The sequence below is a fragment of the Trueperella sp. HMSC08B05 genome (genome assembly GCF_001808405.1).
GTDB classification, from domain to species: Bacteria; Actinomycetota; Actinomycetes; order Actinomycetales; family Actinomycetaceae; genus Trueperella; species Trueperella bernardiae.
In genome coordinates this window covers 184,224-208,529 of sequence record NZ_KV793231.1, presented here as the reverse complement: position 1 = coordinate 208,529, position 24,306 = coordinate 184,224, and the positions used below count along the sequence as shown (strand labels likewise).

Genomic DNA, 24,306 nt, shown 5'->3' with positions numbered 1-24,306 from the left:
ACAATTTTCCGTAAGATGAATCCAATGAGTACCTATCCACATCCGCTCGGCGCCGACCGCCGCCGCGGCCCGTTCCGCGCTGGCGAGCGCGTCCAGCTCACAGACACCAAGGGCCGCAAGTACACCACGCTCCTCACCCACGACGGCTACTTCCAGTCCCAGCGCGGCAATTTCCGCCACCGGGAGCTCATCGGCAAACCTGAGGGAACGGTCTTCGAGACCGAGACCGGCCACGTGCTCCAGGCCCTGCGCCCGCTGGTGGCCGACTACGTGCTCTCCATGCCACGCGGCGCCACCCCGGTCTACCCCAAGGACGCCGGCCAGATTATCCAGCAGGGCGACCTCTTCCCGGGTGCCCGCGTCTTCGAGGCCGGGGTCGGATCGGGTGCCCTGTCGCTGTCCCTCCTCGCCGCGATCGGCCCGGAGGGCCACCTTACCTCCTGCGAGCGCCGCTACGAGTTCGCCCAGATCGCCCAGGCCAACGTCGAATCCTGGTACGGGCCTGCCGTTCCGCCCTGGGAGCTGCTCGTGGGGGAGGCCGCCGCCGCGCTGGAAGAGATGGCCGAAGAATCCCTCGACCACGTGGTGCTCGACATGCTCGCCCCCTGGGAGGTCATCAAGCCCGCGGCTCGGGCGTTGCGCTCGGGCGGCGTCGTCGTCGGTTACGTCACCACGACGACCCAGCTGTCCCGCTTTGTCGAAAAGTTGCGCGACAGCCAGTACTTCACCGAGCCGGACGCGTTCGAGACCATGCTACGTAGCTGGCACCTGGATGGGCTGGCGGTGCGCCCGAACCATTCGATGGTCGGGCACACCGGCTTCCTCGTGATCGCCCGCAGGATCGCCCGTGGTTCGTCCCCGCTCGTGCCCACGAGGCGCCCGGCCCCGGCCGCCCGCCCGGACCTGCCCGAGTGGGAGAACTGGGACCCGGCCGACCTGCCCCAGCGCGCGATCTCGGAAAAGAAGCTACGCAAGGTCCGCCGCGATGTGGCGCACCGCGCGGACGTGGAAGTTTCCGGATACTCGGAAGCGGGGGACAATAGTGTGAAGATGCGCCGCGAGTTGGATGAGGAGGCGGCCGAGCGCAACCGCCAGCGGGAGGAAGACAAGTGAGCGACCAGGGAGAAATCTTCGGGCTGCAGACCGCGATCGCCTCGCTCGAGGAAAAGAACGACCGGCTTGCCGGCGCACTACAAAAGTCGCGCAAGCGGATCCAGGAGCTGTCCGAGCAGGTAGAAAAGCTTTCCCAGCCGCCGGGCTCCACCGCCACGTTCCTCGGCGCCAACCATGAGCGCCACGAGGTCACCGCGCTCGTCAACGGCCGCAAGATGATCCTGTCCGCCTCCACCCTGGTCGAGCTCGGCCGCATCCGGCCAGGTCAGGAGCTGTTGCTTAACGAGGCGCTCGTCGTCGTCGGCGCTACCACGTATGAGCGGACGGGTGAGATCGTCACGGTCAAGCTGGTGATTGACGCCTCGCGCGTGCTCGTGCAGGTCCATGCCGACGACGAGCGGGTGCTCCGGATCTCCGGCCGCCTCCAGGACCAGGGGGTTCAGGTTGGTGACACGGTACTGGCGGACCTGCGCTCGGGCTTCATCCTCGAGCACGTGGAGCGCCCCGATGTCGAACACCTCCTGCTCGAGGAAGTGCCGAACGTGTCCTACGAGGACATCGGCGGCCTGGACGCGCAGATCGTGCAGATCAAGGACTCGGTGGAACTGCCCTTCGAGCAGCCCGAGCTCTACCGGGAGCACGGTCTCAAGCCACCCAAGGGTGTATTGCTCTACGGCCCGCCCGGCACGGGCAAGACCCTCATCGCGCGGGCCGTGGCCACTTCGCTGGCGGAGAAGATCTCCCGGCGCGACGGACAGGCAAAGTCCCGCTCCTACTTCCTCAACATTAAGGGCCCCCAGCTGCTGGATAAGTACGTGGGCGAAACCGAGCGCCAGATCCGCGAGATTTTCTCCCGGGCGCGTGACAGGGCGGCGTCGGGAATCCCCGTCGTCATCTTTTTCGACGAGATGGAGGCGCTGTTCCGCACGCGCGGCTCGGGCATTTCCTCAGACGTGGAGACGACCGTGGTCCCGCAGCTGCTGGCCGAGATCGACGGCGTCGAGCAGCTGGACAACGTCATCGTCATTGGCGCCTCGAACCGCGAGGACATGATTGACCCCGCGATCCTGCGCCCCGGGCGCCTCGACATCAAGATCCGCATCGAGCGGCCGAACCAGCACGGCGCGTGGGACATCATCTTGAAGTACCTCACGCCCGACCTACCGATCCACCCCGCGGAGATCGAGGCCCACGGCGACGCCGCGGCGGCGGTCCGCGCGATGGCCCGCGCCACGGTCGAGCGCCTCTTCACCCGGGACTCGGATAACGAGTTCGTGGAGGTCTCCTACGCGGACGGCTCGAGCGAGGTGCTCTACGTGTCCGACTTCGTCTCGGGCGCGATGCTGGCCGCGATCGTGGACCGGGCAAAGAAGCTGGCGATCAAGGACCTGCTGGCCTCCCGCGAGCGCGGGATCCGCACCTCCCACATGCTCACCGCGCTGGCCGAGGAGATGCGCGAGAACGAGGACCTGACCCAGATGACCAGCCCCGATGAGTGGGCCCGCATCCACGGACGCGGTTCGGGCAAGCGGGTCACGTTCGTCAAATCGCTGGTTACCAGGAAGGTCGAAAGTGACCAGGCCCCGGCGCCCGAGCGGCCGGTAACGGAATGGGACGGTGTCGTGAGGAAGGGACTGATATGAGCGTGAGGCGAGGGATCGGGCTCGAGACAGAGTTTGGGATCACGGACGCGGGCAATCCGCGGGCGAACCCCATCGTGTTGTCCACCGAGGTAGTGGACGCTTACGGCGGGCGCGGCAGCGCCTCGGGCGGGGCGGGCGCGATCCGCTGGGACTATCACGGGGAGGACCCGCTCAACGACGCCCGAGGCTACCGGCTCGACCGGGCCGCGGCCCACCCGTCGCTCCTGACCGACGATCCGGCCGCACCCGCCCCGTCGGGCGACGCGTTGGAGCGGGTGGCGCGCCCATCGGAGGCCGAGCTCGCCCTGCCGCACGCGGCCAACGCGGTGCTGACCAACGGCGCGCGCCTCTATGTGGACCACGCTCACCCTGAATACTCGGCGCCGGAGGTGACGAACCCGCGCGAAGCGATCTTGTGGGACCGGGCGGGGGACTACATCGCGGCGGAGGCGATGGACCTGCTGGCCGAGGCCGGCCGCCACGTCGTCATCTATAAGAATAACGTGGACGGCAAGGGCGCGGCTTATGGCACGCACGAAAACTACACGGTGGACCGCTCCCTCGACTTCACCGACATCATCCGCTACATGACGCCGTTCTTCGTCACCCGGCCGATCCTGTGCGGGGCTGGACGGCTGGGTCTAGGGCAAAAGTCGCAGCAGCCGGGCTTTCAGATCTCCCAGCGCGCGGACTACGTGGAAAACGATGTGGGGCTGGAGACCACCTTCAACCGCCCCATCATCAACACGCGCGACGAGCCGCACGCGGAAGCGGCCCGCTACCGGCGCCTGCACGTGATCGGCGGGGACGCGAACCAGTTCGACGTGTCGAACCTGCTCAAGGTGGGCACCACTTCGCTTGTGCTTTGGATGCTCGAGCAGGAGGCGTTGCCGCTCGGCATGGATGCGATGATGCTGCTAGAGCCGGTGCGCGCTACGTGGGAGGTCTCACACGACCCGAGCCTCACCCGCCTCATTGACATGCAGGACGGCTCCCAGCGCACGGCCATCGATATCCAGCAGATTTACCTCGACGCCGTGCGCACGGCTCTCGAGGGGCGCTGTGAGGTGGACTTCGACACCCGCGAGATCCTGGCCACCTGGCAGGAGGTGCTCGACCTGCTGCGCACCGACATTTTTGCCGCCTCGGGCAAGGTGGAGTGGGTGGCCAAGTACCAGATGCTCGATTCGATGCGCCAGCGCACTGGCGGCTCGTGGGATAACGACAAGCTGCGCGCCTTCGACCTGCAGTGGCACGACCTGCGCCCGGAGCGCTCGATCGTCAACCGGCTCGACCAGGCAGGGCGCATCGAGCGGCTCTTCGGCCCGGAGCAGGTGATGTGGGCGGTGCGCCACGCGCCCGAGTCCACGCGCGCCTACCTGCGCGGCGGGCTCATCCGCCGCTTCCCGGAGCGGGTGGCGGCCGCCGGCTGGGACGGGGTGACGTTGGACGTACCCGGCTACGATTCGCTGGTGCGCATCCCGCTCATGCACCCCGAGCGTGCCACGCGCGAGCTCGTGGGGGAGATCCTCGAGGGCGCAGTCTCGGTCGAGGATTTCCTCGTGAGGCTGACCACGGCCTGAGCGGCGCGCTCGCCCTAGAATTGATCCGGAAAGGAAACTATGTCTGAACAAGAATTTATGCAGCCTCGCCGCCGCGAGGAGGAAGAGGCCCAGGAGCTGCCGCAGGTGAACGTGCCGGCGGTCGACTTCGACGTCGACGACCTGCTCGACGACATCGATTCGATCCTCGAGGAGAACGCCACGGGCTTCGTGCAGGGCTTCGTGCAAAAGGGTGGTCAGTGAAACCTCGCCGGATCATGGGCATCGAGACCGAGTACGGCCTCCTGTATGCCTCCACCACCACGGGCGAGCAACTGCTCGACCCGGAGGAGACGGCACACCACCTTTTTGAGCCGCTGCTCCACAAAGCGCGTTCCACGAACGCGTTTTTACCCAACGGCGCCAGGCTTTACCTCGACGTCGGGGCCCATCCAGAGTACGCCACCGCCGAGTGCGATCAGCTGGCCGATCTGCTGGCCAATGACCGCGCGGGCGACGCCCTGTACGCGCAGATGGCGGCCGAGGCGGAGGTCAAGCTTTCGGGCGGGCGGATGCACCTGTTCAAGAACAACCTCGATTCCTACGGCAACTCCTTCGGCTGCCACGAGAACTACTTGGTGCGCCGCCGGCGCGACTTTCGCCAGCGCATCGACGGCCTCATTCCGTACTTCGTCACGCGCCAGATCATGGTGGGTGCCGGCTACCTGCACGTGGGCCCGGAGGGCGCCAGCTACCGTATCTCCCAGCGGGCGGACAAGATGAACGACGCCGTCTCGGCGGCCACCACCCGCTCCCGGCCGATGGTCAATACCCGCGACGAACCCCACGGGGACGCAGAGCTTTACCGGCGCATGCACGTGATTGTGGGGGACTCGAACATGTGCGATGCCACGGCCGCGCTCAAGATGGGCGCCACGGAGGCCGTGTTGGACGCGGTGGAGGACGGGCTGCGCCTACCGAACCGTGCCCTGGCTGACCCGGTGCGGGCGATCCGCGAGGTCTCGGCGGACACGACGTGCGGGGCGGTGCTCAAGCTGGCCGACGGCACCACGATGCGCGCGATCGACATCCAGCGCGAGGTCCATGACCTCGTGCGCGCCCACTTCGAGGCCAACGGCTGGATGGGCCTCGATCCGCTGCGCGCCTACGTCTTTGACCTGTGGGGCCGCACGCTCGACGCCCTCGAGCGCGGCGACCACGACTCGCTTTCCACCGAGATCGACTGGATTGCCAAGCGCAAGCTGTTGGGCCGCCTGGCCGAGCGCCTGGGCACCGGCCTTGACGACGCGCGGGTGCAGCGCCTCGACCTGGCCTGGCACGACATCACGGGCGCCGGCCTGCGCCACAAGCTCGAGGCCAGCGGCGGGCTGAAGAAGCTTATCTCTGACGACACGATCGCCCAGGCGATGGGTATCCCACCGCAGACGACCCGGGCGAAGGTGCGTGGGGACTTCGTGGCGCTCGCCATGGAGCACCGGCGCGATTACATGGTCGACTGGATGAACATCCGCCTGCTCGAGGACGCGGGCGCCCACCAGGTCCTTCTCAAGGACCCGTTCAACCCGGTGAGCGCCGAGGTTGAGGAGCTGATGGAGATCATCGGTGAGTAGGTGGCAGCGCGTCGGGCTGGCGATCTTCGGCGTCATTCTGGGACTCACGATGGGCTTCGCCGTTGCCAGCGCCCAGTACCGGATCGCGTTGGCGCGCGAACCGATCTCGGTGGAGGTGGCCGGCTCGTTCGGCGCCTCGGTGGCGGTGATCGTGAACGGCAACGCGAGTTTTTCAACGGATGAGGGGCTGGCGGACGCCTTCTCGAGTGTCGACATCGCTGGCACGGGTCGCACGATCGAGGAGGGCGGCCAGGTTCTTGCCCGGGTGAGCACGTTCTACCTGCGCGAGGATGGGCTGACCACGGAGACCGGTTCGCGCTATTACACGGGCGCGACCGGCTCGGAGTCGCTGGGCTACTATGCCGGCTACGTGATCGGCGAAGCCGAGGGCAGCCGCATCGTGCTCATCGAGCCCGAGACCCCGCGGGCGGGCGTCATCTCGGTTATCGACATCCTTCCCACCGTCCTGCCCGGCGAACCGGGCGACCTCCAGGCGGGCGGAGGCCTGCCCGGCGTCAGCACGGACGAGGCCGGCCGTCCCGTCGTCGTCGCTGGCGGAGGCGAGGTGAGCGCGCTGACCTCTGCGGCGATCATCCGGGGTGGCGGGGAGCAGGTGGAGGCCGGCGACACGGTCGTCGTCAACTACCTGCTGATCTCGGTCGACGGCGCCGTCATTGAAAACACGTGGGACGCGCCGCGCCCGGTGGTCATGCCCGTCGACGATGTCTTCGACGGCCTTCGGGACGGGCTCAAGGACGCCCGGGTGGGCTCGCGCCTGGCGCTGGGAATCCCGGCGGAGATGGCGCAGGGGGACGCGGACGTGGCGATCGTCATCGACGTGCTGGCCAAGATTACGGATGAATGATCACCGCAGAATGAGGTCGTTGCGCGCGTTCGAGGGGAACTGCGCGAGTAGGGCCTCCTCCTGGCGCGCCCAGGTGTCCCAGTGCGCTGACCAGTCGTAGGGGTCGCGAGCGCGCACACGTTCCCGGCGCACGGCTTCGGGGGCCTCAATCCAGACGGTGAGGTCGAGGTGCTCGCGTACGGGCGCGGACGTGGCGCCGCATCCGGTGATGATCACGACGTCGGCCTCGCCGGTCTGCGGGATCCACACGTTTCGTCCCCAGCGGCCCTCGTGCCAGTCCCATGCCCGGGCGGTAGCGTGGCCGCGGCGGAGGTCCCGGGCGAGCTCGGCTACGCGCCCGATGTCGGAGGTGAGTGCGTCCCAGCCGCCGATGAAGAGCTCAACTTCGATGATTTCGACGCGCCGCTCGAGAAGGACCGCGAGCGCGCGGGCGAGGGTGGTTTTGCCCGAGCCGGAGCGCCCGTCGATGCCTACCAGGCACCGCCCTGGCCCGATCTGTTCGGCCACAATGCAGGCGCGGGCGGCGGTGTTCGCTGGGTGGTCGTTCACGGCTCACATCCTAAATCGCGTTACGATAGACGGCAACGAAAGGAGTGGCATGGGGGTTGCAATCAGGGTCATTCCGTGCCTGGACGTCTCGCACGGGCGAGTGGTCAAGGGCGTGAATTTTGAAAACCTGAAGGACGCCGGGGACCCGGTGGAGCTCGCGAGCCGGTACAGCCAGATGGGCGCCGACGAGGTCACCTTCCTCGATGTCTCGGCGTCGGTCGAAGAGCGTGGGACCATGATCGACGTCGTGAAGAAGACGGCCGCCGACGTGTTCGTGCCGCTGACGGTAGGCGGGGGCGTCCGGTCCGTGGAGGACGTGCGCGCGCTGCTCGAGGCCGGCGCGGACAAGGTGGGGATCAACACCGCCGCGCTCGCCCGCCCCGAGCTGCTGACAGAGGTCGCCAGCCAGTTCGGCAACCAGGTCATCACCTTGTCGGTCGACGCGCGGCGGGCCGCCGGCATGCCCTCCGGCTTCGAGGTCACCACGCACGGTGGCACGCGCAGCGCCGGGGTGGACGCCGTGGAGTGGGCCATGCGCACGGCCGAGCTCGGCGCGGGGGAGATCCTGCTCAACTCGATGGACGCGGACGGCACCACCGACGGTTTCGACCTGGAGCTGATTGAGAAGGTGCGCGCCGCTGTCGCCGTCCCGCTCATCGCCTCGGGCGGGGCGGGAACCGCGCAGCACTTCGTAGAGGCCGCGCAGGCGGGCGCCGACGCCGTCCTGGCCGCATCCGTCTTCCACTTCGGCGCGCTCACCGTCCGCGAGGTCAAGGAGGCCCTGTACGCCGCAGGCATCGAGGTGCGCCTGTGATCGAACGCGTGAAGTTCGACGGTCAGGGCCTGGTCCCGGCCATCATCCAGGAAGAGGCCACGGGCGAGGTCCTCATGCTCGGCTACATGAACGACCTGGCCCTCGAGCGCACGCTCATCACCGGGCGGGTCTGGTTTTGGTCGCGCTCCCGCCAGGAATACTGGCGTAAGGGCGACACGTCGGGCGCGATCCAGCTGGTCAAATCGGTGGCTGTGGATTGCGACGGCGACACGCTGCTGGTGCGCGTGCACCAGCGTGGTGCAGCCTGCCACACGGGGGAGCGCACGTGCTTCCTGGCCGGGGGAGAGCTGCCGGTTGCCATCCCCGACCACATCGAGGGGCTGTGAGACTCCCTTTTCGTACACGGCGTGAGCGCCGGTAGAGTGAAGTCAAGGGGAAGGACGAACCATGACAGTGCTCGATGACATCATTGCTGGCGTGCGCATCGACCTCGCCAGGCGCGAGGCCGCCGTCAGCCTGGACGAGCTGAAGGAGCGCGCGGCGAAGATGCCAAGCGCGCGCAACGCCATCTCTGCCCTCAAGCCCCACGATCACCGCTCCGTGCAGGTCATCGCGGAGGTCAAACGCAAGTCGCCGTCAAAGGGAGAACTGGCCGACATCCCGGACCCGGCCTATCTTGCCGGCCTGTACGAGGAGGGCGGCGCGGCCGTGATCTCGGTGCTGACCGAGGAACGGCGATTCAACGGGACGCTCGCGGATCTGGACGCCGTGCGAGCCCGGGTGGAGATCCCGGTGCTGCGCAAAGACTTCATTGTCACGCCCTACCAGGTGTGGGAGGCCCGCGCGCACGGGGCCGACCTGGCGCTCATCATCGTCGCGGCCCTCGAGGACACGGTGCTGACCTCGCTCATCGAGCGCGTGCACTCCCTGGGCATGACGGCGCTCGTCGAGGCCCATAGCCGCACCGAGGCCCTGCGCGCGCTCGACGCCGGGGCGCAGGTGATCGGCATCAACGCCCGGAACTTGAAGACGCTCGAGGTCAACATGCGAACGTTCGACGAGGTGGTCGACGTGGTGCCCGATTCGGTGATCCGCGTGGCCGAATCCGGGGTGGCCTCCGCTCAGGACATGCTGAACTACGCCCGCTCGGGCGCCGACGCGGTGTTGATGGGCGAGGTACTCGTGACCAACGGGCACCCGCTGCGGACGGTACGGGACATGGTGGCCGCCGGCCAGCACCCCTCTCTTTTTTCGATTTAAGAGGTGAACAATGCGACTAGCTGAGGTACAGGGACCCTACTTTGACGAATTCGGGGGCCGTTACATCCCCGAGGCGCTGGTGAAGGCGCTGACCGAGCTCGAGCAGGCCTGGCTCGCCCTCAAGGTGGACCCGGACTTTATCGCCGAGCTCGACCACCTGCACCGCACCTACTCGGGCAGGCCGTCAATCATCACCGAGGCCCCGCGCTTCGGTGCCCAATACTGCGGCGGCGCGCGCATTATCTTGAAGCGCGAGGACTTGAACCACACGGGTAGCCACAAGATTAACAACGTGCTCGGCCAGGCCCTCCTCACCCGCGCGCTTGGCAAGAAGCGCGTGATCGCGGAGACGGGCGCCGGCCAGCACGGGGTGGCCACCGCGACTGCGGCCGCGCTGCTCGACCTCGAGTGCACGATTTACATGGGGGCCAAGGACGCCCGCCGCCAGTCCCTCAACGTGGCCCGCATGGAACTGTTGGGGGCGAAGGTCGTGGCTGTCGACAACGGCTCGCGCACTCTCCGAGATGCGATCAACGAGGCCTTCCGTGACTGGGTGACGAACATCGATTCGACCAACTACATCTTCGGAACCGCCGCCGGCCCGCACCCGTTCCCCACGCTCGTGCGCGACCTGCAGAAGATCATCGGCGAGGAGGCCCGCGCCCAGATCCTGGAGCTCACGGGTGAGCTGCCGGACGCCGTCGTCGCCTGCATCGGCGGCGGGTCAAACGCGATTGGCATGTTCAACGCCTTTCTTGACGACCCCACGGTCCGCATTATCGGCGGCGAGGCCGGGGGCGAGGGCATGGCGACCGGGCGCCACGCGGCCTCCATCACGCAGGGCGACGTAGGCGTGCTGCACGGCTCGAAGACGTACGTGCTTCAGGATGAGGACGGGCAGACGATCGATTCCACCTCGATCTCGGCGGGCCTTGACTACCCAGGGGTGGGCCCCGAACACGCCTGGCTCGCCCAGACCGGCCGCGCCGAGTACTGGCCCATCAACGACGCCGAGGCGATGGATGCCTTCCGTGGTCTGGCCCGCACCGAGGGCATCATCCCCGCCATCGAATCCGCCCACGGGCTCGCGGTTGCGATGAAGCTCGGCAAGGAGGCGGCCGAGAAGGGTGAGAAGATCACGATCGCCGTCTCGCTCTCGGGGCGCGGGGATAAGGACATGGAAACGGCGATGACGTACTTTGACCTGGCCAAGGAGAACGAATGATGTACTCGGCACAAAAGATTGAGCAGGCGCGCGAGGCTGGCCACGCCGCGTTCGTGGCCTACCTGTCGGCGGGATACCCAGACGTGGATTTTTCGCTCGACGTCGCGCGCGCCGTTGTCGACGCCGGCGCTGACATCATCGAGGTCGGCTTCCCATACTCCGATCCCACGATGGACGGGCCGATCATCCAGGAGTCGGGTACGAAGGCGCTCGAGCGCGGCCTCAAGCGCGCGGATGTGTTCAAGATGGTCGAGACCGTGGCGGACGCGGGCGCGGCGGCCGTCGTCATGTCCTACTACAACCCCGTCTTCCACTACGGCGTGGACAACTTCGCGCGCGACCTGGCCAACGCCGGCGGCGCCGGCATGATCATCCCCGACATCATCGTCGAGGAGTGCGGGGAGTGGATCGAGGCCTCCGATAAATACGACCTCGAGCGCATCTTCCTCGTGGCACCCTCGTGCACCGACCAACGGCTGCGGGTCAACGCCGAAGCCGCGCGCGGTTTCGTCTACGCTGCCTCGCGCATGGGCGTCACGGGCCCGCGCGCAACCCTGTCCTCCGACACGGAGTCGCTGGTCGCGCGCACGCGTGCCGCGGGCGCGAAGAACGTCTGCGTCGGTATCGGGGTCTCCACCCACGACCAGGCCGTGGAGGTGGCCCAGTTCGCCGACGGCGTCATCGTCGGCTCGGCTATCATCCGTGCCCTCATCGATAACGACGGCGACCGCGCGGCGAGCCTGCGCGCCGTCTCGGCCATCACGGCGGACATCGCCGCCGGAGCCCACACTCCCAGGAGCCGCTAGTGCTGACTGCCATCCCCTCACCGTCCATCAGCGCGATCCCGCTCGGGCCGCTGACCATCCACTTCTACGCCCTCGCCATCCTCACGGGCATTATCGTCGCCTGGAAACTGGCCGACCGGCGCTATGTGCGCTGGGGCGGCCCGGAGGAGGTCTCGATCGACGTGGCCGTGTGGATGGTGCTCTTTGGCATCGTGGGCGCGCGCATCTACCACGTCATCACCACCCCCGATCCGTACTTCGGCCCTAACGGCGACCTGCTCAAGGCCCTGCGCGTCTGGGAGGGCGGGCTCGGCATCTGGGGTGGCATCGCCGCGGGTGCGATCGGCGGCTTCATCGCGCTCCATCGGCGCGGCCTGCGCTTTGCTCCGTTCGCCGACGCCGTGGCCCCTGGCGTGCTCATCGCCCAGGCGATTGGCCGGTTCGGCAACTATTTCAACCAGGAGCTCTTCGGTGGGCCCACCGAGTTGCCGTGGGGCCTGCGTATCGACGACGCCCACCTGCCCGCCGGCTACACCTCGGGAACGCTCTTCCATCCCACCTTCCTCTACGAGGCGATTTGGTGCGTGGCGATGGCGGGGATCCTTATCGCCCTGGAGAAGAAGTTCCGCTTCAAGGGCGGGCAGACCACCCTCATGTATGTCATCCTCTACGTGCTCGGCCGGATGTGGATCGAGAACATGCGGATCGACACGGCTCAGATCGTTGCGGGCCTGCGGCTGAACGTGTGGACGTCGCTCATCGTGCTCGCGGCCGCCATCCTTGGCTTCCTCGTGCTCACCAAGCTCCACCGTACCCGGCCCGAGCTGGGCGATATCCATTTGCCCGGCCGCGCGCCCGAACAGGTGGAGTCCGCCGGCGAGGAGGCGGAAGGCAGCGAGCCCGCGTCCGAGGAGACCGGGGCGGACGGCGTCGTCGGACCCGCATCCACCTCGCCCGCCGAACACGACTAGCCTCGGCTCTTCGAAGGCGAGCTTAATCGGGTAGGATGGAGGCCATGCGCAGAGCAAAAATTGTTTGTACGTTAGGTCCAGCCACCGACACCAAAGAGCGAATAGTCGAACTCGTCAAGGCGGGCATGAACGTCGCCCGCATTAACGCCTCTCACGGCACGCACGCCGAGCACGAGCAGCGAATCGACATGGTGCGCGAGGCGGCGGACGAACTCGGGGCGGCTGTTGCGATCCTCGTTGACCTGCAGGGTCCGAAGATCCGCCTCGGCACGTTCGAATCGGGCCCCGTCCTCCTCGAGCAGGGCGATATTTTCACGATCACCACGGAGGACGTGCCGGGTGATAAGGACCTGGTCTCCACCACGTTCAAGGGCCTGCCGGGTGACTGCAGCCCGGGCGATCTCATTCTGATCGACGACGGCAAAGTCCAGGTGCGAGTCGTGTCGGTGGATGGCCCGGAGGTCACCACCGAGGTGGTTATCGGCGGAACCGTGTCGAACAACAAGGGCGTCAACCTCCCCGGTGTGGCCGTGTCCGTCCCCGCGTTGTCGGAGAAGGACAAGGTGGACCTGGAGTGGGCGCTGAATTACGGCGCGGACATCTGCGCGCTGTCCTTCGTGCGCTCGGCGGAGGACGTGAAGGACGTCCACCAGGTCATGGACATGGTCGGCCGCCGCATCCCGGTCATTGCGAAGATCGAAAAGCCGCAGGCGGTCACCGCTCTAGAGGAGATCGTCACCGCGTTTGACGGCATCATGGTCGCTCGTGGCGACCTGGGCGTGGAGCTCCCGCTCCAGCAGGTGCCGATCGTGCAAAAGCGCGCCATCAACATTGCGCGCCGCAACGCCAAGCCGGTGATCGTGGCCACCCAGGTGCTCGAGTCGATGATCACCGCCCCCACGCCCACGCGCGCCGAGACCTCGGACTGCGCGAACGCGATCCTCGACGGCGCGGACGCGGTCATGCTCTCGGGCGAGACCTCGGTGGGCAAGTACCCGATTGTGTGCGTGCAGACGATGGCCTCCATCATCCAGTACACCGAAGAGCACGGGCTGGAGTCGATCCCCACGATCGGCAACCTTCACCGCACCCGCAACGGCGTCATCACCCGATCGGCGATGGACATCGGCGAGGCGCTTGGCGTGAAGTACCTGGCGGTATTTACCTCTTCGGGCCAGACAGCGCGGCGCATGGCCCGCCTGCGCGCCCGCATCCCGCTGCTGGTCTTCACCCCGAACAATGACATCCGCCAGCAGCTGGCGCTCACGTGGGGAACCCAGACGATCATCGTGCCCGAGGTGGAGGACACCGACCACATGATCGAGCAGGTCGACCACGCCCTGCGCGACCGCGGCTACGCGGTGGACGGGGACCGGGTCGTCGTCGTGTCGGGCATGCCCGCCGGCAAGGTGGGCTCCACGAACACAATCCGGGTGCACAAGATGGGGGAGACCTTCGCCTCGGCGATGTGACGAATCTCCGCATTTTGCGGGGATGAAGCGGCCTTGCTGTAAGGTGAGGTCGCACGCTCCTGTGGTGGAATTGGCAGACACACTGCCCTCAAAATGCAGCGCCGAAAGGCATGCGGGTTCGAGTCCCGCCGGGAGCACTTAGGGTAAATGCACGCGCCGTCGCCTGCCACTTTGTAAGATTGGTGTGAGCCGCGGCGAGCGGGAAGAGATCGGAGGAAGTCGTGAATGAGGAAGTAGCCGGGCGCCGGGTGGAGAAGATTGAGGCGGACACGGATCCTGCAACTGTGCGGGTGCTCGTGGTTGAAGATGAGACCCTCATTCGCCTGGACATTGTAGAGACCCTGCAGGATGCCGGCTACACGGTGGTGGCCGAGGGTGCCTCGGGGGATGAGGCTGTTGAGCTAGCAGCCGAGTACAACCCGGACCTCATCGTCATGGACGTGAAGATGCCCGGCATGGACGGACTGACTGCGGCGGAGAAGATCCTGTCCGAGCAGCAGATTGCGATCGTCATGCTCACGGCATTCTCCCAGCGCGAGCTTGTGGAGCGGGCGCGCGACGCGGGTGCGATGGCCTACGTGGTCAAGCCCTTCACCCCGGAACACCTCATCCCGGCGGTCGAGATCGCGCTCTCGCGTTCGCAGGAGATCGCCTCGCTGGAGAGCGAGGTGTCCTCGCTGACGGATAAGTTTGAGACCCGCAAGCGCGTGGACCAGGCCAAGGGCCTGCTCCAGGAGAAGATGGGCCTGACGGAGCCGGAGGCGTTTAGGTGGATCCAGAAGACGTCGATGGATCGGCGCCTGACCATGCGCGAGGTTGCGGACGCCGTCGTCGAGCAGGTGGGCCAGAAGTAGCCTAGGCGCTGATAAACACGCAAGTGAGCCGCCCGGCGGCGGTCATCTCCCCGCGCTCGTCCGAGACGATCACCGAGGTGATGACGGACGAGCGCGTTACTTTGAGGACGCGCGCCGTGGCACGCACCAGGGCGGTGGCGTTGGGCGCCACGTGCGAGACGGACAGCTCGGTGCCCACCGCGATCTTGCCTTCGGGGGCGTTCGTGAGCGCGAGGAGTGATCCAGCGTGCTCGACCAGCACCCCGTTGATGCCCCCGTGCACGACGCCGTAGGGCTGGTGAGCGTGGGCGGTGGGCATGGAGACGGTGCAGATATCGGCTGTGTGGGCCTCGACTGTGATGGCGAGGGTCTTGTCGAGTGTGGTCATGGTGCCAGCGTAGCAAGGGCGCGCAGGGTGAACCGTCATGTTTGTCGGTGGTCCGCGATAGGCTGGTGGCGTGAATCAAGAAACTCTGCTTCTGCTCGATGGCCACTCGCTGGCATTCCGCTCGTTCTTCGCGCTGCCCGCCGATTCCTTTTTGACGGCGCAGGGCCAGTACACGAACGCCGTGCACGGCTTTACTTCCACCTTGCTCAAGCTGGTTGGTGACTACCAGCCCACGCACGTGGCGGTGGCTTTTGACCTGCCGGGCGGTACGTTCCGCACGCGCCAGTACGCGGAGTACAAGGGCGGGCGTGCCGAGACCCCGCAGGAGTTCAAGGGCCAGATCTCGGTGATCCAGCAGGTGCTGGACGTGCTGGGCGTGGCGTGGCTGACGGTGGAGGACTTCGAGGCCGATGACATCGTGGCAACCCTGGCCACGCGCGGCGAAGAGCGGGGGATGAAGGTCTTTATCTCCTCCGGTGATAAGGATACGTACCAGCTGGTGGATGACGCGATCACGCTGGTCTACCCGATGCCACGCTCGCAGATGGCGGTGCTCGATCCGGCGGGGATCGAGGCGAAGGCGGGCGTGAAGCCGGAGCTGTATTCGGATCTGGCGGCGCTGGTGGGGGAGGGAGCCGATAACATCCCGGGCGTGCCGCTGTGGGGTGCGAAGACTGCGGCGAAGTGGCTCAACCACTACGGGGGCCTGGAGAACCTGCTCGAGCACGCCGATGAGATCGGTGGCAAGACGGGGGCGAACCTGCGGGAGAACGTGGAGATGGTGCGCCGTAACCGCGCGCTCAACACCCTGGTGCGGGACCTGCCGATTGTGGAGGACTTTGACGAGTTGCGCCCGGTGGGCGTTGCTCGCGAGGAGATGCACGAACTGTTCGACACGCTTGACTTCACGCGCCTGCGCGAGCGGGTGTTGCGCGAGCTGCCGATGCGCGGCGGGGAGGAAGCGGTGGCGTCCGAGCCTGCGGTGGAGGCCACGCTGGTCGCGGCGGGCAGCGTGCCGTTTGAAGAGTTTTTGGCCGGGCACGAGGGCCCGTGGGGTATTGAGATTGACGGGGACCGGCGCCCCATGCGGGGCGATGTGGCAGGCTACGCGGTGGCCTCTGCCGATCACCACGTGTACTACGGGGACCGGGCCGGGCTCGACGCGGCGGACGAGGAGGCGCTCGTGGCCTTCCTTGAGGACGCGGATCAGCCCAAGGTGGGGCACGGCACGAAGGGCCTGGCCCACGCGTGGAAGGGCGTGGGGGTGAGCCTGGCCGGCGTTGTCGGGGATACGGAGATCGGCGCCTACCTGCTCCACCCGGACCAGCGTGCGTATGACTTGACCGACCTCGCCCAGCGTTACCTGGCCGTGGATATCGCCGCGGCTGAAGATGACACGCTGGGTATCGGTGCGGATGGCGCGATTGTCCACTCAGCCACGGCCCAGCGCGCGGGCGTGCTGCTCGATCTGCGCGACGCCTTCGATCAGGACCTGCGTAAGGCAGATCCGGAGGGCGCGCTCATGGCGCTGGAGCTGTCGGTGGCCAAGGTGTTGTTCGAGATGGAGAGCGTGGGCATAGCGGTGGATGAGGACCTGCTTGAATCGCTCTACCACGCCTTCAACACGCGCGTGGAGGACGCAGCCCGCAAGGCGCATGAGGCCATCGGCGATGACTCGGTCAACCTCTCCAGCCCCAAGCAACTGCAAGAGGTGCTCTTTGAGCGCATGAAGCTGCCGGTGACGAAGAAGACGAAGTCTGGCTATACCACGAACGCGGACGCGCTGGCTGAGCTCCTGGCGAAGATCGCCCACCGGGAGGATGACGTGGCGCTGTCCGCCCAGGAGTTCCTGGCCGGCCTGCTCGAGCACCGGGATGCGCTCAAGCTGCGCCAATCGGTGGAGGGCCTGCAGCGCTCTGTGATGTCGGGCCGGATCCACACCACCTACCAACAGACCGTGGCGGCCACCGGCCGACTGTCCTCCACGGATCCGAACTTGCAGAACATCCACGCCCGCACGGAGGAGGGCCGCCAGATCCGCGGCGTCTTCGTGCCGGGTGAGGGCTATGACTACGTGATGACGGCCGATTATTCCCAGATCGAGATGCGCCTCATGGCGCACCTGTCGGGGGACGCGGACCTCATCGACGCCTTCCGCCAGGGCACGGACCTGCACAGCTTCGTGGCCTCGCGCGTGTTCGGCGTGCCGCAGGAGTCGGTCACGGGCGAGCAGCGCTCGAAGATCAAGGCGATGAGCTACGGGCTCGCCTACGGCCTGTCCTCCTACGGGCTCTCCCAGCAGCTCCACATCACCGTGCCAGAGGCCGAGGCGCTCATGAAGGATTACGACGCCCGATTTGGCAAGGTGCGCCAGTACCTCACCGCCGTCGTCTCCCAGGCGCGCAAGGACGGCTACACGTCCACGATCTGGGGGCGGCGTCGTTACCTGCCGGGGCTGGACAACCCTAACCGGCAGGTGCGCGAGGCGGCCGAACGCATGGCACTGAACGCCCCCATCCAGGGGTCGGCGGCGGACATCATCAAGTTCGCGATGGTCGCCGTCCACGAGGCGCTCGCAAGCGCGGGCCTGGCCTCGCGCGTCTTGCTCCAGGTACATGACGAACTCGTGCTCGAGGTCAAGGCCTCCGAGGCCGAGCAGGTGGAGCAGATCGTGCGCGAGGAGATGGCGAAGGCGGCGGAGCTCTCGGTGCCGCTGTCGGTGAGCGTGGGGGTGGGGCGCAACTGGCGCGACGCGGCCCACTGACGCTGTGGTCAATTCGGCATTTAGGCCCGCAAGTCCGCTTGAATCACGGCGGTTTTTCCCCGTAAACTTGGCAGGTGGTGCCGCCCGGCACCATGTCCGTAACAATCATATAATCCGGAGTCACCAACTCTATGACAACTAACAACCAGACCTCCACTGAGGTCGCAATCAACGACATCGGCACCGAAGAAGATCTCATCGCCGCTGTCGACGAAACCATCAAGTACTTCAACGATGGCGACATCGTTGAAGGAACCGTAGTCAAGGTCGATCGGGATGAGGTCCTGCTCGACATCGGCTACAAGACCGAGGGTGTTATCCCCTCCAAGGAACTTTCCATCAAGCACGACATCGATCCCGATGATGTTGTCGAAGTTGGTGACCAGATCGAGGCTCTCGTTCTCCAGAAGGAGGACAAGGAGGGTCGTCTTCTCCTGTCGAAGAAGCGTGCGCAGTACGAGCGTGCGTGGGACAAGATCGAGGAGATCAAGGAAGCCGACGGCGTCGTGACCGGCACGGTCATCGAGGTCGTCAAGGGCGGCCTCATCCTCGACATCGGCCTGCGCGGCTTCCTCCCGGCCTCGCTCGTGGAGATGCGTCGCGTGCGCGACCTGCAGCCCTACATCGGCCGTGAGCTCCAGGCGAAGATCATTGAGCTGGACAAGAACCGCAACAACGTTGTTCTTTCCCGCCGCTCCTGGCTGGAGCAGAGCCAGTCCGAGATCCGCGCGCACTTCCTCGACACCCTGCAGAAGGGCCAGGTTCGTGAGGGCGTCGTGTCCTCGATCGTTAACTTCGGTGCGTTCGTTGACCTGGGCGGCGTGGACGGCCTCGTGCACGTCTCCGAGCTGTCCTGGAAGCACATCGACCACCCGTCCGAGGTTGTCGAGGTCGGCACCCCGGTCACGGTCGAGGTGCTGGATGTGGACATGGACCGCGAGCGCGTCTCCCTGTCGCTCAAGGCCACCCAGGAAGATCCGTGGCAGACCTTCGCCCGCACCCACCACATCGGTCAGGTTGTTCCTGGCCGCGTGACCAAGCTGGTCCCGTTCGGTGCGTTCGTTCGCGTGGAGGACGGCATCGAGGGCCTGGTTCACATTTCGGAGCTGGCGCAGCGCCACATCGACCTGCCGGAGCAGGTTGCCAAGGTGGGCGACGAGGTCTTCGTCAAGGTCATCGACATCGATCTTGAGCGTCGTCGCATCTCCCTGTCGCTCAAGCAGGCGAACGAGGGCGTGGACCCGCACTCGGAGGACTTCGATCCGTCGCTGTACGGCATGACTGCCGAGTACGACGAGGAGGGCAACTACAAGTACCCGGAGGGCTTCGACCCCGAGGCGAACGAGTGGCTCGAGGGCTACGAGGAGAACCAGGCTGCCTGGGAGGCCGAGTACGCGAAGGCCGAGGAGCGCTGGATTGCTCACAAGAAGCAGGTCATGGCTCACATGGAGGCCGACGCCGAGGCCGCTGCCGCGGGCGATTCTTCCGCTCCGGCCGAGGCCGCTCCGACTTCGTTCTCGTCCGGTAACGACTCCGCTGGCACGCTTGCGTCCGATGAGGCGCTCGCCGCTCTGCGCGAGAAGCTGACGGGCAACTAAGCATCAGCTGACAAGCTAGAGCAACTGGCTGGGGAGCACCGTGGGGTGCTCCCCAGTTTTTGTTTGCGCGGCACGTAAGCTGGGTGCATGCGAATCTTGCTCACCGCCTTCGGGCCATTTCACACGAATTCCTTCAATCCCACTGAGCACGTGGCGCGGCTCGTGCGGGAGGAGTGGCAGCGCGCGGACGAGCTGACGGTCGAGATCCTGCCGGTTGAGTACGGTGCCGCCCGCGCCCGCGTGGCCGAGCTCGGCGCTTTCGACGTCCACATTGCCCTTGGCCTCGCGGCCGACCGCACGGTTCCCACGATCGAACGCTTCGCGATGAACCGTCGGGATGCCCGGGTTGCTGATAACTCCGGCTTTATCGCTACGGGGGAGGAGGTCGACGCCGGCGCTCCGCTCGCGCTGGAGACTACGCTGCCGTTCAAGGAGATGATCACCCGGGCCCGCGAAGCCGGCTTCCCGCTTGAGGAGTCGCGCAGCGCGGGGCTGTACGTGTGCAACACGGTGATGTTCACGGCGATCCAGAATTCGGCCCGCGCTGGCTTCCTCCACCTGCCACCGCAGGAGCACTTCTCCCTTGACGACGGTGCGGCCTTGGTGGACTTACTGCTCGAGATCGCGGGGGAATAACCATGCTGACGCTTGCGCTCACCGGCGGGATCGGGTCGGGCAAGTCGCACGTGGCTACCATCTGGGCGGGGCTTGGAGCGCGCGTCATCGACGCCGACCGCACGGCGCGCGCCATCCTCGAACCGGGCAGCCCGGCGCTCGCGCAGATCGCCGATCGTTGGGGGGAGCGCGTGCTGGATGGCGGCGCGCTCAACCGGCAGGCCCTGGCCGACATCGTCTTCGCCGACCCGGCCGAACGCCAGGCCCTTGACGACATCACGCACCCCGCGATCTGGGCGAGCGTGGACGAGCAGATCGCGGGGGCTCGTCGTGAAGATCCGGACGGAGTGATCGTCTATGATATCCCGTTGCTCGCTGGCTACGGCCGTGAGTTCGAGATGGTTGCCAACGTCTCCATCGCGGCGGCGCCGGAGGTGCGCGCCGAGCGCCTGCTGCTCACCCGCGGCATGTCCGAGGCCGACGCCCGCGCCCGCATCGCCGCTCAGTCCAGCGACGAGGAGCGGGCCGACATCAGCGACCTCGTCATCGTCAACGAATCCGACGAGGCGAGCCTGGAGTCAGCTGCTATGGCCGCGTGGGAGGGCTGGGTGCTACCTTTTGCCGAGAATCTACGCTCGGGCACCTGGAGCCCGGCGCGGCCGTGGGACCCGGCGCTCGCCGTCAACGACGACGTCGGCCTGCAGCTCGACCGCCTGCGCTACCACGGGGTGCGCCCGCGCGCGGAGGCAGGGCTCGCAGTCACCGGCAGCGAGGAGGCGATGGTGCGCGCCGGCTGGGTCTGGCAGGGCTCGTCGTGGCGTCTGGCCAACCCCGCCCTTGACCTACGGGCGAACCTGTCAGGTGGCCAATATTAATTGTCGGAGGAAGGCGCTACCCTGAGGGCATGCGACCTATCACCGATATCGTCCGCCAGGATGCTCCGTTTGAAGTCATTTCCGAGTACACGCCCTCGGGCGATCAGCCGCAAGCGATCAAGGAGCTGGCCGAGCGGATCAACAATGGTGAATCGGACGTGGTTCTGCTCGGCGCCACGGGAACGGGTAAGTCGGCCACCACGGCGTGGCTGATCGAACAGATTCAGCGCCCCACCCTCATCCTCGAGCCGAACAAGACCCTGGCGGCGCAGATGGCCGCGGAGTTCCGCGAGCTGTTGCCGAACAACGCGGTAGAGTACTTCGTCTCCTACTACGACTACTACCAGCCCGAAGCCTACGTGCCGCAGTCGGACACGTTCATCGAGAAGGATTCCTCGATTAACGACGAGGTGGAACGACTGCGCCACTCAGCCACGAACTCGTTGCTGACCAGGCGGGACGTGGTGGTGGTCGCCTCCGTGTCCTGCATCTACGGTCTCGGCACCCCGCAGGAGTACGTGGACCGGATGGTCCAGTTGAAGGTGGGCGATCAGCTAGATCGCGATCAGCTGCTCAAGCAGTTCATTCAGATGCAATACACGCGCAACGACATGGCGTTCACGCGCGGCACGTTCCGCGTGCGTGGGGACACGGTGGAGATCATCCCCGTCTACGAGGAGCTGGCCGTGCGCATCGAGTTTTTTGGCGACGAGGTCGACTCGATCTCTCTGCTTCACCCGCTCACCGGCCACGTCATCCGCGAAACCGACCACGCACACATCTTCCCCGCCTCCCATTACGTGGCGGGCCCGGAGCGCATGGAGCGTGCGATGGCTTCGATCAAGGAGGAGCTCGACGAGCGGCTGGAGGTTTTGCGCGAGCAGGGCAAGTTGCTCGAGGCCCAGCGCCTGGAGATGCGCACCACCTTCGACCTGGAAATGATGCGCAACCTGGGATCGTGCGCGGGGATCGAGAACTACTCGCGCCACATCGACGGCCGCGGCCCGGGCACCCCGCCAAACACGCTCCTGGACTTTTTCCCGGAGGACTTCGTGCTGGTCATCGACGAATCGCATGTGACCGTGCCGCAGATCGGGGCGATGTACGAGGGCGATATGTCGCGCAAGCGCACGCTGGTCGATTACGGCTTCCGGCTCCCCTCGGCGATGGACAACCGGCCGCTGAAGTGGGATGAGTTCTTGGAGCGCATCGGGCAGACCGTCTACCTGTCGGCCACCCCCGGCAAGTACGAGCTGGAGAAGTCGGATGGCTGGGTGGAGCAGATTATTCGCCCCACTGGCCTGGTGGACCCGGAAATCATCGTCAAGCCCACGAAGGGCCAGATTGACGACCTGCTGGAGGAGGTCCGCATCCGAACGGCGCGTGACGAGCGCGTGCTCGTCACCACGCTGACGAAGAAGATGGCCGAGGACCTCACCGACTACATGGCCGAGCGCGGCATCAAGGTCGAATACCTCCACTCTGACGTCGACACGCTGCGCCGCGTCGAGCTCCTGCGCGAGCTGCGACTGGGCAAGTTCGACGTGCTTGTGGGGATCAACCTCCTGCGCGAGGGCCTCGACCTGCCCGAGGTCTCCCTCGTGGCGATTCTCGACGCCGACAAGCAGGGATTCTTGCGCTCCACCACCTCGCTCATCCAGACGATCGGGCGCGCCGCGCGTAACGTGTCGGGGCAGGTGCACATGTATGCCGACACGATCACGCCGAACATGAAGGAGGCGATTGACGAGACGAACCGGCGTCGGGAAAAGCAGATCGCCTACAACACCGAGCACGGGATCGACCCGGCGCCGCTGCGGAAGAGAATCTCGGACGTCACCGACATGCTCGCGCGCGAAGACGTGGACACCGAAACCCTGCTCGAGGGTGGCTACCGCAAGGAGGCCTCGATCTCCGAGCGCCTGCCGAAGGACGGGCGGGAGATCCACCAGCTGCTTGAGGACCTCACCGAGCAGATGCACGCGGCCGCTGAGCAGTTGCAGTTCGAGCTGGCGGCCCGGCTGCGTGACGAGATCCTGGATGTGAAGAAGGAACTGCGCCAGATCGAGAAGGCGTAGGCCCCGGGTGTTGTCCACCCCACGCGGGCGCAGCGTTCGCCGGGCGGGCCGCGTACGCTAGGATCGACTGAGACGGAGGGGAGTACTCCCACTCAATAACGGTTCGTCAGTACGGCGTCACGCCCGGGCCGCGGCCTGATTCGTCAGGCGGGAAGAGACCTCCGGTACCTGATCGTTCGTACCGGAAAGGCATACCGTGTTGGCTTCAACGCTCATTTACACCGCACCCGTCGCATCTCAGATGCATGTGGCTCCGTGGGAGTGGGTGCTGCTCGGCGTGATCGTGGTGGGACTCATTGCGGTGGACCTGTTTGGGCACGTGCGCCGTGCGCATGAGCCCACCCTGGGGGAGGCCGCGCGGTGGACTGCGTTCTACGTGTCGCTCGCGCTCGTGTTCGGCGTCTTGACCTACCTGCGTCACGGCGGCACGTTTGCCACCGAGTTTTTCGCGGGTTACCTCACCGAATACTCCCTGTCGCTGGACAACATTTTCGTCTTCATTATCATCATCGCTTCCTTCCAGGTGCCGCGCATTTATCAGCAGAAGGTGTTGCTGTATGGCATCATCATCGCGCTCGTGTTGCGCCTCATCTTCATCCTTATTGGCGCCAAGCTCATTGAGAGTTTTATCTGGGTGTTCTTCATCTTCGGGGCGTGGATGCTGTACACGGCGATCAAGCAGGTGATTGACGGGATTCAGGAGGGCCGCAAGCGCAAGGCGCATGACCACGCGGGCGAGGAGGGCTATGAGCCGACTCTTGTCACCCGGATGGTTGCTCGGGTGGCGAACGTGACTGACGGCTACGTGGGCGACCGCCTGTTGGTCCGCCGCAGTGGCAAGACGTGGATCACGCCGCTCATGCTATGCATCATCACGGTGGGCACGATCGACCTCATGTTCGCGCTCGATTCGATCCCCGCAATTTTCGGCCTCACCCGCGAGCCGTTCATCGTCTTCTCGGCGAATGCGTTCGCCCTGCTCGGGTTGCGCCAGCTGTTCTTCCTGGTGGACGGGCTGCTTGAACGCCTCATTTACCTCCACTACGGCCTGGCTGTCATCCTCGGCTTCATTGCACTCAAGCTACTCGTGCACGCGTTTCATGGCTACGACATTCTGACCGCGATCCCCGAGCCTACGATCGGCGTGTCGGTGGGCGTGATCCTGGGGGCGATCCTTATCACCGTGGTCGCCTCCCTGATCGGCTCGCGCAAGTACGCGGGCCAGGAGACCCCGGCGGTCAAGGCGGCTAGCATCGAGCCGCGTGAGCGCCGCAAGCCGAGTATTGGCGAGCCCGAGCAGGCCGAGCGCGCCGAGGGCTAAGCGC

The 24,306-nt window shown here is 66.2% G+C and carries 22 protein-coding genes and 1 tRNA gene; 21 read left to right on the top strand and 2 right to left on the bottom strand.

Annotated elements, in window-relative coordinates:
- Positions 1-24 precede the first annotated feature (24 nt).
- The 6 genes from HMPREF3167_RS02140 to HMPREF3167_RS02115 are packed head-to-tail and all read left to right on the top strand — an operon-like array spanning position 25 to position 6,793.
- Positions 25-1,113, top strand: a complete 1,089-nt coding sequence (locus HMPREF3167_RS02140; RefSeq protein ID WP_062612578.1) for a tRNA (adenine-N1)-methyltransferase — start codon at positions 25-27, stop codon at positions 1,111-1,113.
- Complete coding sequence (gene arc, locus HMPREF3167_RS02135) at positions 1,110-2,756, top strand: proteasome ATPase (RefSeq protein WP_070445205.1); 1,647 nt, start codon at positions 1,110-1,112, stop codon at positions 2,754-2,756. The genes HMPREF3167_RS02140 and arc overlap by 4 nt, the downstream gene beginning before the upstream one ends.
- The gene (gene dop / locus HMPREF3167_RS02130) at positions 2,753-4,339 is read left to right on the top strand and encodes a depupylase/deamidase Dop (RefSeq protein ID WP_062612575.1); all 1,587 of its coding nucleotides are present in this window, start codon (positions 2,753-2,755) and stop codon (positions 4,337-4,339) included. Before arc ends, dop begins: the two co-directional genes overlap by 4 nt.
- A 39-nt stretch (positions 4,340-4,378) precedes the next feature.
- Entirely contained in the window at positions 4,379-4,561 is a 183-nt protein-coding gene (locus tag HMPREF3167_RS02125; protein WP_070445201.1) for a ubiquitin-like protein Pup, read from the top strand.
- Complete coding sequence (pafA, locus tag HMPREF3167_RS02120; RefSeq protein WP_236698633.1) at positions 4,558-5,928, top strand: Pup--protein ligase; 1,371 nt, start codon at positions 4,558-4,560, stop codon at positions 5,926-5,928. Before HMPREF3167_RS02125 ends, pafA begins: the two co-directional genes overlap by 4 nt.
- Complete coding sequence (locus HMPREF3167_RS02115) at positions 5,921-6,793, top strand: FKBP-type peptidyl-prolyl cis-trans isomerase (RefSeq protein WP_070445199.1); 873 nt, start codon at positions 5,921-5,923, stop codon at positions 6,791-6,793. Before pafA ends, HMPREF3167_RS02115 begins: the two co-directional genes overlap by 8 nt.
- On the opposite strand, the gene HMPREF3167_RS02110 is transcribed toward HMPREF3167_RS02115, so the two are convergent.
- The gene (locus HMPREF3167_RS02110; RefSeq protein ID WP_062612569.1) at positions 6,794-7,342 is read right to left on the bottom strand and encodes an AAA family ATPase; all 549 of its coding nucleotides are present in this window, start codon (positions 7,340-7,342) and stop codon (positions 6,794-6,796) included. It abuts the gene before it with no gap.
- A gap of 49 nt (positions 7,343-7,391) precedes the next feature.
- Between HMPREF3167_RS02110 and hisF the strand changes: the two genes are divergently transcribed.
- The 9 genes from hisF (at position 7,392) to HMPREF3167_RS02065 (ending at position 14,684) form a co-directional block, all read left to right on the top strand.
- Positions 7,392-8,156, top strand: a complete 765-nt coding sequence (hisF, locus tag HMPREF3167_RS02105; RefSeq protein WP_070445196.1) for an imidazole glycerol phosphate synthase subunit HisF — start codon at positions 7,392-7,394, stop codon at positions 8,154-8,156.
- Positions 8,153-8,503 carry a phosphoribosyl-AMP cyclohydrolase gene (gene hisI / locus HMPREF3167_RS02100; RefSeq protein WP_062612565.1) on the top strand — a complete coding sequence of 117 codons (351 nt, stop codon included), beginning with the start codon at positions 8,153-8,155 and terminating at the stop codon, positions 8,501-8,503. The genes hisF and hisI overlap by 4 nt, the downstream gene beginning before the upstream one ends.
- A 61-nt stretch (positions 8,504-8,564) precedes the next feature.
- On the top strand, positions 8,565-9,377 hold the full coding sequence (gene trpC / locus HMPREF3167_RS02095; protein ID WP_070445195.1) for an indole-3-glycerol phosphate synthase TrpC: 813 nt from the start codon (positions 8,565-8,567) through the stop codon (positions 9,375-9,377).
- A 10-nt stretch (positions 9,378-9,387) separates the two neighbouring features.
- Positions 9,388-10,602, top strand: a complete 1,215-nt coding sequence (gene trpB, locus HMPREF3167_RS02090; RefSeq protein ID WP_062612559.1) for a tryptophan synthase subunit beta — start codon at positions 9,388-9,390, stop codon at positions 10,600-10,602.
- Entirely contained in the window at positions 10,599-11,408 is an 810-nt protein-coding gene (gene trpA, locus HMPREF3167_RS02085) for a tryptophan synthase subunit alpha (RefSeq protein ID WP_062612557.1), read from the top strand. The genes trpB and trpA overlap by 4 nt, the downstream gene beginning before the upstream one ends.
- The gene (gene lgt / locus HMPREF3167_RS02080) at positions 11,408-12,358 is read left to right on the top strand and encodes a prolipoprotein diacylglyceryl transferase (RefSeq protein WP_062612555.1); all 951 of its coding nucleotides are present in this window, start codon (positions 11,408-11,410) and stop codon (positions 12,356-12,358) included. Before trpA ends, lgt begins: the two co-directional genes overlap by 1 nt.
- A 44-nt stretch (positions 12,359-12,402) precedes the next feature.
- A complete protein-coding gene (gene pyk, locus HMPREF3167_RS02075) occupies positions 12,403-13,830 on the top strand; it encodes a pyruvate kinase (protein WP_062612553.1) in 1,428 nt (475 codons plus the stop codon).
- 55 nt (positions 13,831-13,885) lie between these two features.
- A tRNA-Leu gene (locus HMPREF3167_RS02070) sits at positions 13,886-13,967 on the top strand.
- A gap of 120 nt (positions 13,968-14,087) precedes the next feature.
- Positions 14,088-14,684: an ANTAR domain-containing response regulator gene (locus tag HMPREF3167_RS02065; RefSeq protein WP_068538511.1), complete on the top strand. Its 597-nt coding sequence runs from the start codon at positions 14,088-14,090 to the stop codon at positions 14,682-14,684.
- Position 14,685: 1 nt separating this feature from the next.
- On the opposite strand, the gene HMPREF3167_RS02060 is transcribed toward HMPREF3167_RS02065, so the two are convergent.
- Positions 14,686-15,051 (bottom strand): PaaI family thioesterase, encoded by a 366-nt coding sequence (locus tag HMPREF3167_RS02060; protein WP_062612551.1) that lies wholly within the window; start codon positions 15,049-15,051, stop codon positions 14,686-14,688.
- 70 nt (positions 15,052-15,121) lie between these two features.
- Between HMPREF3167_RS02060 and polA the strand changes: the two genes are divergently transcribed.
- From polA to HMPREF3167_RS02030, 6 genes are all read left to right on the top strand, one after another.
- Positions 15,122-17,815 carry a DNA polymerase I gene (polA, locus tag HMPREF3167_RS02055; RefSeq protein ID WP_062612548.1) on the top strand — a complete coding sequence of 898 codons (2,694 nt, stop codon included), beginning with the start codon at positions 15,122-15,124 and terminating at the stop codon, positions 17,813-17,815.
- A 131-nt stretch (positions 17,816-17,946) separates the two neighbouring features.
- A complete protein-coding gene (rpsA, locus tag HMPREF3167_RS02050) occupies positions 17,947-19,413 on the top strand; it encodes a 30S ribosomal protein S1 (RefSeq protein WP_062612544.1) in 1,467 nt (488 codons plus the stop codon).
- An 87-nt stretch (positions 19,414-19,500) separates the two neighbouring features.
- Positions 19,501-20,049 carry a pyroglutamyl-peptidase I gene (locus HMPREF3167_RS02045; protein WP_062612541.1) on the top strand — a complete coding sequence of 183 codons (549 nt, stop codon included), beginning with the start codon at positions 19,501-19,503 and terminating at the stop codon, positions 20,047-20,049.
- 2 nt (positions 20,050-20,051) lie between these two features.
- Entirely contained in the window at positions 20,052-20,903 is an 852-nt protein-coding gene (coaE, locus tag HMPREF3167_RS02040; RefSeq protein ID WP_062612539.1) for a dephospho-CoA kinase, read from the top strand.
- A gap of 29 nt (positions 20,904-20,932) precedes the next feature.
- Positions 20,933-22,981, top strand: a complete 2,049-nt coding sequence (uvrB, locus tag HMPREF3167_RS02035; RefSeq protein WP_062612537.1) for an excinuclease ABC subunit UvrB — start codon at positions 20,933-20,935, stop codon at positions 22,979-22,981.
- A 241-nt stretch (positions 22,982-23,222) separates the two neighbouring features.
- Positions 23,223-24,302: a TerC family protein gene (locus HMPREF3167_RS02030; protein ID WP_083281039.1), complete on the top strand. Its 1,080-nt coding sequence runs from the start codon at positions 23,223-23,225 to the stop codon at positions 24,300-24,302.
- Positions 24,303-24,306: the final 4 nt, after the last annotated feature.